This window comes from Mesorhizobium sp. KR9-304, assembly GCF_040049215.1.
Taxonomy (GTDB): Bacteria; Pseudomonadota; Alphaproteobacteria; order Rhizobiales; family Rhizobiaceae; genus Mesorhizobium_K.
On sequence record NZ_JBDZDN010000004.1, the window covers coordinates 437,800 to 449,504 of the forward strand.

Annotated in this window: 10 protein-coding genes; 9 read left to right on the top strand and 1 reads right to left on the bottom strand. The window is 60.9% G+C overall.

Annotated features, from left to right (window positions below):
• Positions 1–61 precede the first annotated feature (61 nt).
• The 9 genes from ABLE71_RS21785 to ABLE71_RS21825 all read left to right on the top strand — a co-directional run bounded on the left by ABLE71_RS21785 (position 62) and on the right by ABLE71_RS21825 (position 10,009).
• Entirely contained in the window at positions 62–967 is a 906-nt protein-coding gene (locus ABLE71_RS21785; protein ID WP_348785567.1) for a LysR family transcriptional regulator, read from the top strand.
• Positions 968–1,457: 490 nt separating this feature from the next.
• The gene (locus ABLE71_RS21790; protein WP_348785568.1) at positions 1,458–1,658 is read left to right on the top strand and encodes a hypothetical protein; all 201 of its coding nucleotides are present in this window, start codon (positions 1,458–1,460) and stop codon (positions 1,656–1,658) included.
• A gap of 53 nt (positions 1,659–1,711) precedes the next feature.
• Entirely contained in the window at positions 1,712–2,710 is a 999-nt protein-coding gene (locus ABLE71_RS21795; protein ID WP_348785569.1) for a LacI family DNA-binding transcriptional regulator, read from the top strand.
• 71 nt (positions 2,711–2,781) lie between these two features.
• Positions 2,782–4,023 (top strand): sugar ABC transporter substrate-binding protein, encoded by a 1,242-nt coding sequence (locus ABLE71_RS21800; RefSeq protein ID WP_348785570.1) that lies wholly within the window; start codon positions 2,782–2,784, stop codon positions 4,021–4,023.
• Positions 4,024–4,115: 92 nt separating this feature from the next.
• Positions 4,116–5,042, top strand: a complete 927-nt coding sequence (locus ABLE71_RS21805) for a sugar ABC transporter permease (RefSeq protein WP_348785571.1) — start codon at positions 4,116–4,118, stop codon at positions 5,040–5,042.
• On the top strand, positions 5,042–5,902 hold the full coding sequence (locus tag ABLE71_RS21810) for a carbohydrate ABC transporter permease (protein ID WP_348785572.1): 861 nt from the start codon (positions 5,042–5,044) through the stop codon (positions 5,900–5,902). Before ABLE71_RS21805 ends, ABLE71_RS21810 begins: the two co-directional genes overlap by 1 nt.
• 30 nt (positions 5,903–5,932) lie before the next feature.
• Entirely contained in the window at positions 5,933–7,876 is a 1,944-nt protein-coding gene (locus ABLE71_RS21815) for a beta-L-arabinofuranosidase domain-containing protein (protein WP_348785573.1), read from the top strand.
• Complete coding sequence (ugpC, locus tag ABLE71_RS21820) at positions 7,873–8,961, top strand: sn-glycerol-3-phosphate ABC transporter ATP-binding protein UgpC (protein ID WP_348785574.1); 1,089 nt, start codon at positions 7,873–7,875, stop codon at positions 8,959–8,961. The genes ABLE71_RS21815 and ugpC overlap by 4 nt, the downstream gene beginning before the upstream one ends.
• A gap of 25 nt (positions 8,962–8,986) precedes the next feature.
• Positions 8,987–10,009: a 4-hydroxythreonine-4-phosphate dehydrogenase PdxA gene (locus tag ABLE71_RS21825; protein ID WP_348785575.1), complete on the top strand. Its 1,023-nt coding sequence runs from the start codon at positions 8,987–8,989 to the stop codon at positions 10,007–10,009.
• Between the two features lie 93 nt (positions 10,010–10,102).
• Here the strand turns inward: ABLE71_RS21825 and ABLE71_RS21830 are convergent, their stop codons facing one another.
• Positions 10,103–11,410 carry an O-antigen ligase family protein gene (locus ABLE71_RS21830; RefSeq protein WP_348785576.1) on the bottom strand — a complete coding sequence of 436 codons (1,308 nt, stop codon included), beginning with the start codon at positions 11,408–11,410 and terminating at the stop codon, positions 10,103–10,105.
• Positions 11,411–11,705 lie beyond the last annotated feature (295 nt).

The following is an 11,705-nucleotide window of genomic DNA, read 5'->3' on the forward strand; positions in this document are numbered from 1 at the left end:
AGCTTGATCAAATGCCAAAATGGCGAGATATTATGCGCGAAGTGCATATTAGGACAATTTGATGCGACTTGAGTGGCTGGAGGATATCGTCGCGGTCGTCGAGACCGGATCGTTCAACGCGGCTGCCAAGCGAAGATTCGTGACGCAGCCCGCATTCTCGCGACGCATTCGGGCCATCGAGGACTATGTCGGCGTGGAATTGTTCGACCGGGACCGCAAGCCCATCGGTTTGAAACCATCGATCTCCAACCATCAGGAGGACATCAAGCGGCTCATCGCGCAGATGAAGGACCTGCACTACGAACTTCGCCGTCAGGGCCGCGAAGCACACAACCGCATCGTCATCGCCAGCCAGCATGCGATAACCGCCACCCGGGCCCCGGCGATCGTCGAGATGTTGTCGCAGCGCATCGATGTGAGCGTGAGATTGCGTTCCGCGAACCGCGACGAATGCCTAGCGCTGCTCATGGCAAAACAGGCCGATCTGCTCCTCAACTATCAGTCCGGCGCCGAGGCTGCCGCCGACCCCGGCGAGTTTCTGGAACGCGCCATACTTGGAGTCGAGCGGTTCATACCGGTCTTTTCCGCGGAGCGCCTTGGTCTGCTCAACGATTCATACGCGCGCGGCGAACTTCCAACGATCGCCTATCCAAGCGACGCCTTCCTCGGGCGCGTCTTCAACGAGGAGATACTGCCGCTCATTCCACGGGGGGAATTCGTGCGCCGCAAGGTGGAAACGGCGCTGACGCTCGCTGCGCTGCAATTGGCCATCAACGGCGTGGGTGTCGCGTGGCTGCCCGAACGCGTCGCGCTGGAACCGCTCGGATCAGGCCTGCTTTGCGACATGAGCGACGTGCTCCCATCGGCGACACTCTCCATCGCCGCCGTCCGACTCACCGGTGCCCATACAGATATTGAAGAGTTCCTTTGGCACGAGATCCTGGCCCATCATCCTGCAGTTGGATGATCGGCATAAGTAGATCGTGCCGGTATGGCGACCTGCTGCACACGTTGAGGATCTCCCGCAGGAAACTCCGGTCGGCCTCCGTTTCGGACAAGGGAGCCGATCCGGTATTCGAGACGAGCCGCGGCCCGTGACCGATGTTGAAAAGTCGCTGAGCTGACCGATAACCTGCAAGCTCGTCCCTTCCGGGAGCGCGCGTGCGCCGCCGGAAGTTGCGCATGGCGCAGAACCCCTACGGCCAAAGGCTACATTGCGGCCTACGCGTTGAAGCGCCTGCACGAGGGCTGCTCGATGAACGCAAATGCGACCTTCGATAAGAATCCGCAGAACTCGACCTTCATCGACAGCGGCACGCTGCTGATCTCGAACGACAACCTCAAGACCTACCGCGATGAACTGAAGGGTATTGCCGACAAGATCATCGCTGGGTTCGATGCCAAGTATCTGACCTGCGGCAGCCGGCGCCAATGGTGTCGCAGCGAGCCTGTCCGGTGTGCCAGTCAATCGCATCGCCGTCGTCACGCATGCCCTGTCGGGTCTTCTGACGACAGTGGCCGGCCTGCTGGTCACCGCGCGCCTTGCGGCGGCGGTTCCCTCGATCGGCGAGGACTGGCTGCTGACCCTTCCTCGTCCCTGCCCTTTTCCAAGAAAGTGGTTGAGAAACCCTTTTCTCAAGCAGAAAAATACGCTATGAACATTTGAGAAACCGGTTTCTCAAGCTAAGGGTCCTTTCGCTTGTCAGGACAAATGCCGTCTGAACGGATGACTATCTACGACGTGGCCAAGGCCGCCCGCGTCAGCACTGCGACAGCGTCAAAAGCCCTTAACGACACTGGACGCATGTCTGCGGAAACACGCGACCGCATCAGGCGCGTCGCCTTGGAACTCGGCTTCCGGCCGAACTCACTGGCTCGCAGCCTTACAAGCAAGCGCAGCTTCACCGTCGGCCTGCTTACGGACGATACCTATGGTCGCTTCACCCTGCCGGTCATGGCCGGTGTCTCCGAAGGCCTGATCGACCATGGCGTGTCGGTTTTCCTGTGCACGGTCGAAGACAATCCGGACCTCGCCAAGATCCATGTCGATGCAATGCTCGACAAGCAAGTCGATGGCATCATCGCCACGGGCAAGCGCATCGACAAGCCGCTGCCCGTGGATCTCTCGCATCTGTCCGTTCCCGTGGTGTATGCGCTGACAGAGGGGCGGCCGGACGCCGTGACCTTGGTTCCGGACGACCGGCAGGGCGCCCTGCGGGCAGTCGAGCACCTCATCGCCCGGGGGCGCAAGCGGATTGCCCACATCACCGGGCCGGGAAGCTTCAGGGTCGTGCAAGAGCGCGCGGGCGCCTATTCGGACGCGCTTTGCGCAGCCGGCCTCGAGGTGCCGCCAGCAGGCATCCTGCGCGGCTCGTGGTCCGAGCGATGGGGTCATGAGGCGGTGGCGACGCTCTGGTCCGGCGCGGACCGACCGGACGGAATTTTCTGCGGCAACGACCAGATTGCGCGCGGCGCCGTAGATGCACTCAGGGAGCGGAAAGTCGACGTCCCGAGCGACGTCTCCGTGGTCGGCTTCGACAACTGGGAAATCGTCGCCGAGCAGACGCGTCCGCCGCTGACGACAGTCGACATGAATCTGAAGGAACTCGGACGGCAGGCCGGGCTGGCGCTCGTGCGACTCGTCAATGGCGAGGCCGTCGAAAAAGGACTTTGGAAGCTGCCCTGCAGTCTCGTGGTTCGCGGCTCATGACAACTTCACAAAGGTGCATAAGACCAAGTTCAAGCAAATAAAAACGACCAACGACGGAGGAGATTGAAACCATGAAACTGCTGAAGATCCTGGCGCTCGCCGCCACCGCATTGGGCGCGCTGTCAAGTTCGGCGCTTGCTCAACAGAAGCTCACCATGTGGTCGCGATCGACCAGCGAAGCCTTCATGCCGGGCCTGATCGAGGCGTTCAACGCGTCGCACGAGACGCAAATCGAACTGCAGATCGTCCCGTCGAGCGAGATGGTGCAGAAATACGCCACCGCGGCAGCCGGCGGCTCCGCTCCCGACTTCGTGTCTCTCGATCTGGTCTACGCTCCTGCGTTCGCCAAGTCTGGTGTGCTGGAGGATCTGACCGACCTGGCCAAGAGCCTGCCGTACTTCGAACACCTGTCGAAAGCGCATGTCGGCACCGGCACCTACGATGGACGGATCTACGCCCTGCCGATGTCGGCCGACGCCTCGGTCTTGCTGTGGAACAAGAAGCTGTTCAAGCAGGCCGGGCTCGATCCGGACAAGGGGCCGACCAACTGGGCCGAGATCGAAGCGGCGGCGGGCAAGGTCAACGCGCTCGGCGGCGACATCCGCGGCTTCTATTTCGCGGGCGCCTGCGGTGGCTGCAATGCGTTCACCTTCATGCCCCTGATCTGGGCGTCGGGCGGCGACATTTTGGTCGACGGCGGCAAACGCGCCACCATCGACACCCCGCAGATGCATGACGCGATCAACTTCTATCGCGATCTCGTCGCCAAGGGCTATGTCCCTGAGAGCGCAAAGACCGATTCGGGCAAGAACTTCTTCGGCGGTTTCGCCACCGACAAGGTCGGCATATCGCCCATCGGCGCCTTCGCCATCGGCAACCTCGTCAAGAACTACCCCACCGTCGAATTCGGAGTGACGTTCCTGCCGGGTAAGGACGGTGGCAAGGCATCCTTCGCCGGCGGCGACAACTTCGTCGTCACCGGCGGCCGTGACAACCTGAAGGCCGCCAAGGAGTTCCTCGAGTTCGTTTACTCGATCGAGGGACAGACCATGCTTGCCAAGGGGGGCAGCCTGCCTACCCGCGGCGACATCGCCGCCGAGGCGGTCAAGTCGCTGGATGAGCGCTACCAGATCGCAACGCAAGCCATGGCGATCGGTAGGACCCCCACTTCGCCGGTCTACAACGACATCATCAACAGCAGCACGGGTCCGTGGAAGCAGATGTTGAACGAGGTCTTCTTCGGTGACGATGTCAAAGGCTCCGTCGCAAAGGCCCAGGCCACCATGCAGTCGATCCTAGACGCCGCCGAGTAGCATCCGGAGCATATCTCCCGGCATCCGGATGACGGCCCGGACGGCTTTCACCCGTCCGGGCCACCCAAGGCCTATTGCATGTGGACCGTGCCATGACCCCCGAGCAGCAACCCCGTAGCGGCACACCGACCCGCCGAACAAGCGCCAAGCTGCGCCGCAATCAACTCGCCGGCCTTCTGTTCGTGGCGCCCGCCTTGTCCCTGGTGCTGCTTTTCTTCGTGATCCCGTTGGGGATGGCGTTCTGGATGTCGTTGCACAACTGGCCACTGCTCGGCAAATCCAGGTTCATCGGGTTCGGCAACTACGTCCGGCTGGCGCAGGACGTGCAATTTTGGACGTCGATGCGCTTCACCGTATATTACACGCTGATCGTGACGGTCGCGATCTTCGCCGTGGCCTTTCCGCTGGCGCTTTTCGCCGAGAAATCGCGCCCGCTCATCAAATTCTATCGCACGGCCTTTTTCCTGCCGGTCGTTGTCGGTTTCGGCTCGGCCAGCCTGCTGTGGGCATGGTTGCTGGATGTCGACTCCGGGCTGTTTTCCCCAGCCGCCGAGCAGCTCGGGCTGACGGACAAGCGGGTTAATCTTCTTGCCGATTTCGATACGACCTTCTGGTCGATCGTCATCATGGTCGTGTGGAAGACCGCGGGCTTCAACATGATCATTCTGCTGACCGGCCTGCAGAGCATTTCGACCGAGGTTCAGGAAGCCGCGCGTATGGACGGCGCTTCCGGCTGGCAGCGCTTCCGGCGCATCACCCTGCCCCTCATGCGCCGCACGATCGCGCTGGCGCTCATCCTTTCGGTTGCCGGCTCGATGCTTGCTTTCGACCAGTTCTACATCATCGCCGACGGCGGCCCGCAGAACAGCACGGTCACGGCGGTTTACTGGATATTCAGCCAGTCGTTCATGTCCTTCCATCTCGGCTACGGCTCGGCGCTGTCCATGGTCCTTCTGGGCATCCTGGTCTTGATAAGCGTCATTCAACTGCGGCTGCTCCGCAACCCGGAGGGTATGTGATGGCCCGCAGCCGCAAGGCCGGAACACTCAGGCTCCTCGACGTCGCCCGCTATCATGGCATTGGGATCGTCGCGGCCTTCCTTTTCCTTGCGCCGCTGGCCTGGAGCATCTTGGTAAGCTTCAAGCCGAGCGTCGAAGCCAGGCAGCCGCCGCTGCCGCCCTGGCCCGTCGGCGGCTTCAGCACGCAGAATTACGCAAACCTCGAGCAGTATGGCTCGGGTATCTGGACATACGCGGCAAACAGCCTTGCCGTATCGGCCTGGACCGTCGTGGCGTCTGTCGTGATCAGCCTGCTGGCCGGCTACGGGTTTTCACGCTTCCGCTTTCCCTTCAAGAACGTTCTCTTCGTCCTGGTCATCTCAACGGTGATGATCCCGTTCCAGTCCATCCTCACGCCGCTCTTCCTCATCCTGACAAAGCTCGGGCTGCAGAACACGCTCACGGGAATCGTCCTGGTCTATGTGACGCTGCAATTGCCTTTCTCGATCTTCATGATGCGCAACGCGTTCGACGCGGTGCCCAAGGAGATCGAGGATGCGGCCCGCGTCGATGGGGCTTCGGTGTTCGTCGTGCTGTACCGCATCATGCTGCCTCTCGTTCTGCCCGGCGTGGTGACGGTGGCCATCTTCGCCTTCCTGGCATCGTGGAACGAATTCCTGGCCGCGCTGATCCTGCTGACCGACCAGAACAAGTACACGCTGCCCGTCCTGATGGCGGCGGTGCGGTCCGGTCAGTTCGGCACGATCGACTGGGGGGCGGTGCAAGCCGGCGTCGCGCTGATGATGGCGCCCTGCCTCGTGCTCTTCCTCTTGCTGCAACGCTACTACATCCGCGGCCTGACGGCCGGCGCGGTGAAGTGAACAGACCAACGCTTGAGTGGACCGAAATTCATGACCAACGCTGACAAATCCAAGAAACACGGCTTTCGCCCACCTGCGGTACCGGATGTCGACGTACGCGGATTTTGGGGAGACCGCATCGACGCAGTCGCCGACAGGACGGTGATGATCCTTTACGAGCGCTGCGTCACGGCGGGTATGCTCGACCAGATCGACCCCGACAGGCCGGTGCCGGAACTGCGGCTGGCGTTCCACACGCGCGCCGATGGCTCGCCGGACACGGTGAATGTCCAGATGTTCTGGGATTCCGACATTGCCAAGGTTATCGAGACCGCCGCTTACGCGCTTTATCGGATGCCCAATCCCGACCTCGAGGCGAAGACCGACGCGATCATCGACATGTTCCACAGGCTGCAGCAACCGGACGGCTATGTGAATTCCTGGTTCATCCGCATGCAGCCCGGCAAGCGCTGGACCAATTTGCGCGATTGCCACGAACTCTATTGCGCGGGCCATCTGATGGAAGCCGCGGTGGCCTATTTCCATGCCACCGGCAAACGCAAGCTGCTCGACGTCATGTGCCGTTACGCCGACCATATCGACTCGCTGTTCGGGCCCCGGCCCGGCCAGAAGCCCGGATATTGCGGCCATGAGGAAATCGAACTCGCGCTGGTCCGGCTCGGCCGGGCAACGGGCGAGCAGCGATATCTCGATCTCGCCCGATATTTCGTTGAGCAACGCGGGCAGCAGCCGCATTATTTCGATGTCGAGGCGGCGGAACGTGGCGCCGACCCCAAGCAGTTCCGGCATCGGACCTACGAGTATAACCAGTCGCATGCCCCGGTACGGCAGCAGACCAAGGTGATCGGCCATGCCGTGCGGGCCATGTATCTTTATTCCGGCATGGCCGATGTCGCGACGGAGTTCGGCGACGACAGCCTGACCGATGCCCTGAAGATCCTGTGGGACGACCTTACCACCAAGCAGATGTATGTGACCGGAGGCATCGGACCCGCAGCCAGCAACGAAGGCTTCACGGACTATTATGACCTGCCCAACGAAAACGCCTATGCGGAGACCTGTGCCGCCGTCGGCCTGATGATGTGGGCAAGCCGGATGCTGGGGCGCGGCCCGGATCGGCTCTACGCCGACATCATGGAGCAGGCTCTCTACAACGGCGCGCTTTCGGGCCTGGCGGTCGATGGCGCGCGCTTCTTCTACGACAATCCGCTGGAGAGCGCGGGAGACCATCATCGCTGGATCTGGCATCGCTGTCCGTGCTGCCCTCCCAACATAGGCCGTACGGTGGCCGCTATCGGCAGCTATATGTATGCCGTCTCGAACGACGAGGTCGCCATCCACCTGTACGGCGAGAGCACGGCAAGGCTGAAGGTGGGGACAGTAGCCGTCACAATCAGTCAACAAACCACCTATCCATGGGACGGCCGCATCGCCATCACCGTCGGACTGGATGCGCCCGCCGCATTCAAGCTGGCATTGCGGGTTCCAGGCTGGTGCCGCGCCGCTACGCTGTCGATCGACGGCGAGACAATCGACACCGCGAAGATCGAGAACAACGGCTATCTCCGAATAGATCGCGTCTGGCAGGGCGGCGAACAGATCCTGCTCGACCTGCCGATGGATATCCGCGCCGTGCACGCCAATCCCGCGGTCAAAGCCGATCTCGGCCGCGTCGCGCTGGCGCGGGGACCGATGATCTACTGCGTCGAGGAGGTCGATAACGCAGCCGGCCTCAACAGCCTGATCGTCGCCGATGATCTGGAGAATGCGCGCGTCGCGTCGATTGAGGAGTTCGGCGGAGCAGTGGCCGTCGACGTCGACGCCAAACGCGAGCGCTGGCCCGGCTGGGACGGCAAGCTTTACGACACGGCAAAACCCGCTCTGGAGGCGACCACGGCGCGCTTCGTACCTTACCATTTGTGGGACAACAGGGCGCCGGGTGAAATGCTCGTATGGGTCAGGGCACAGAGATGACGGGATCAGCGCACGAAAAGGCGAAGATCGAGCTTCGCGACGTTCGCAAGAGCTTCGGTTCCGTAAACGTGATCCATGGTCTCGATCTCACGATCGAAGGCGGCGAGTTCGTCGTCTTCGTCGGGCCGTCCGGCTGCGGCAAATCCACATTGCTGCGCATGGTCGCGGGCCTGGAGGACGTTACGTCCGGTGATATTTTCATCGCCGGCCGGGACGTGACGGACCTTGATCCCTCCAAGCGCGGCATCGCGATGGTGTTTCAGTCCTATGCGCTCTATCCGCATATGAGCGTCCGCGAGAACCTCGCCTTCGGGCTCGAGATGGCGAAGACCCCGGCTGACGAGATCGAGCGGCAGGTCAATGCGGCGGCTGAGACCCTCAAGATCGTTCCGCTGCTCGAGCGTCGCCCGGGGCAGCTTTCCGGGGGTCAGCGCCAGCGTGTAGCCATAGGCCGGGCAATCGTGCGCAAGCCGCTCGCGTTCCTCTTCGATGAGCCGCTGAGCAACCTCGATGCGGAGTTGCGCGTCAGCATGCGCATCGAGATCGCGCGCCTCCATCGCGAGCTCGGCAACACGATGATCTACGTCACCCACGACCAGACCGAGGCGATGACGCTTGCCGATCGCATTGTCGTGCTCAGGGACGGCCGCATTGAGCAGGTGGGCACACCGCGCGAAGTCTACGAGGATCCGAACAACCTGTTCGTCGCCGGCTTCATCGGTTCGCCGCGAATGAACATCGTCGACGCGGTCTACATGTCTGGAGACAGGATCGGTATAGGCGGCGCCACCATTCCGCTGAGCCATCCTGTGGCAGGCGCGACAGAGGGCGAGACCATCAAGCTCGGTATCCGTCCCGAACACCTGTTGCCGGGTGAGAGGCGAGAAATTTCGCTGCGTGCGCATATCGATTTCGCCGAGTATCTCGGCAGCACCCGCTATCTGTATTGCAACCTCGCCGGCGGCGAGAGCATCACGGTCGAGCAACGCGAGGGCAGCGACTTTTCGTCCGGCGATGAGGTTTGGCTGAATTGCGACATCGCATCTCTTCGGCTGTTCTCCTCCGCCGGAGAAAGACTGCGTTGAGCCCTTCGGACAAGGTTGAGAACTCATGATTGCCGCCATCGGTAATTCGAGCGACCGACGCCCGATCGTTGCCTTGGCCATGGGCGATCCAGCCGGAATAAGCCCCGAACTTGCCGCGAAACTGGTCGATTCAAAGACCGTGGCGGCGGCCGCGCGTCTTGTCGTGATCGGCGACCGGCGCATTCTGGAGGATGGCGCGAGGATTGCCGGCGTCACGCTGGACATCGAGGAGGTCGAAAGCGACGTGATCGGCGCGGCCGACAGTCCGGTGTTGATCGATCTACGCAATCTCGAACCGGCGGACGTTTCCATCGGAGAAGCGACTCCGGCGGGCGGCCGGTTCGCCGTGGAGAACTTCACGCTCGCGCTGACGCTCGCCCATGCCGGCAAGGTGGCGGCGGTCTGCTACACGCCGTTCAACAAGAAGGCGATGCGCTTTGCACATCCGGGCTATGACGACGAAAGCCGTTTCATCTCGAAGCTTCTGCGCCTCGACGGCAGGGTCAGGGAGTTCAACGTGCTCGACACCGTCTGGAACGCGCGGGTCACGTCACACATCCCGCTGAAGGATGTCGCCGCCAGCCTGTCGAAGGAGGCAATCCTCGCCGAGATCGGCCTCACCGTGGATTGCCTGAAGCGGTCAGGGATAACGGGGCCTCGTCTTCTCGTTGCAGGGTTGAACCCACATGCAGGCGACGGCGGCAGCTTCGGTATGGAAGAGATCGACATCATCGGCCCCGCGATCGAGGCGGCGGCCGCGCAAGGTTTCGACGTATCCGGCCCACATCCGGCGGACACCGTATTCCTCACGGCACGCGCGGGTGGATACCACGCCGTGCTGACGATGTACCACGACCAGGGGCAGATCGCGATGAAGCTTATGGGCTTCGACCGCGGCGTGACCATGCTCGGCGGCCTGCCCTTCCCGGTCTGCACGCCGGCACATGGTACGGCCTACGACATCGCCGGCAAAGGCATCGCCAATCCGCGCGCCAGCGAGGAGGCAATACTGCTCGCCACGCGCATGGCGGTAAGCGTGCCAACTTAAGACACGAGTTACCTCGAAGGGCGCACTTCGGCCGTGCAGGCTGATTGCCCAGGCTGGACTCAGCCATGACCGGATTTCTTTCTACCCAACCTTCTAAATCGGTACGAGGAGTTGCCCGCCATTATGCTCAACCGCCAAGAGCTCCTCTCGGTTGTTGCGTCGGCCAAATCCCGTGTGAAACACAATGGCATTCAAGTAGGCGAACGTCAGCGCCAACGCTATCGTGCGTAGCGGATAGTCGACAAATGAATGGACCAGAATAAAAATTATCGAAAGGAGCGCAGCCTTTTGGTACGTGTTCTTGCCTCCGCCAAAGACGCTCACAGCCAAGACGACAAGGTAAAACAAAATTGCAAGACCGGCGATCACACCCCCTTCAAATATTGCCTCCAAGTATTCATTGTGCGCATGATTGACATACTGGCTAAATATCATTTCTTCTCTCTCGTAGATCTGATAGCCTTTCTGAAAATTTCCAAATCCGATACCAAACAGCCAATTGTCCTTTATGCCGGCGATTGTTGTCTCGGCAAATTCTCGCCGTCCGAACTCTGGGTCCAAGGCAGCGGCGTCTATTTTCGACCAAGCGCCAATAGAATAGACGGACATTGCGAGAAACAATGTCAGCATCGTTGTGGCACTGGCGCGTGATCGCGAAGCCAGGAAGAAGACGGATATCAACGTGATAGCCAAGCCGATCAGAACGCCTGCCCGCGACCCGGCGGCCAGTAGCAAAAGAAGCAGTGCTCCGAGGCCCGCTATCCCCGAAAACAAATGACCTCGAAACAATCCGTAATAAACAACAAATGGAATCGTTATGAAGAGAAGCGAAGAAAAATGATTGACGTTTGCGAATAGACCGACCGATATTGTAAACGGCAGAAGTCCGTCTATCGAAACATTTTCTGAAAGAGAATACTGTATAGCGCCCGCAAGTGCGTTGCAGATTACGCCCATGAAAAAAAAGGGCAGCAATCCGTATACCTGCTCCGGGCGAAGCTTTGAAACGCCGAGGAAGAAGGCGGCGGCGGCGGCAAAATACACCAGGCACTCCGATGTGCGACCGATCCCCAGGCTAATGAACTGGAACGGTGAAGGCCCGCCAGCCTCGCCCACATCGACAGCCAAGAGTTCGGGCCGAAACGGCTCGAGAAGGGCGGCCGGGAGCGGAACAAGCTGGAGCAGCGCCAGCGCAAGGATTGCGAGCAGCAACCAGAAAGCCCGCCGATCTATTTTATGCTCGGACGGTGCCGAAAGAGCGACGGCGGCGGCGACAACGGCCAATATCTCTATGATCGTATCGGTGTACAGCCCGCTTGCGGTGCCACCTCCAATCAGCAGCGCCAGGAAGAGGACCGAGCCCAACAGATATTTGTCTATCTGCCTCGGCTTCGAGCTCAAGAGGCCAGCCTTTCGATGCGGATGCCGTGCATCGTGACGGCTCCGACATATCGATGACGCCAGCTTTCCGCGATCAAGCCTGTCTCGAGTTTCAATACCTGCATTTCGCAGCCCTCGGGATCGACGGTAAAGGCTGTTGAAAGCACCTGATCGTCAAAGGAGCCCTCCGGAATGTCCGGGATCAGCGCCTATGGCACAGAAATGAGGGTGTGATTTAAGGAGTGTTCGTTCTCGTCGGAGACGAAGGAACGAACATGAATTCGAAGTCGACTGGCGGCAAACGCTCCGCCGAACA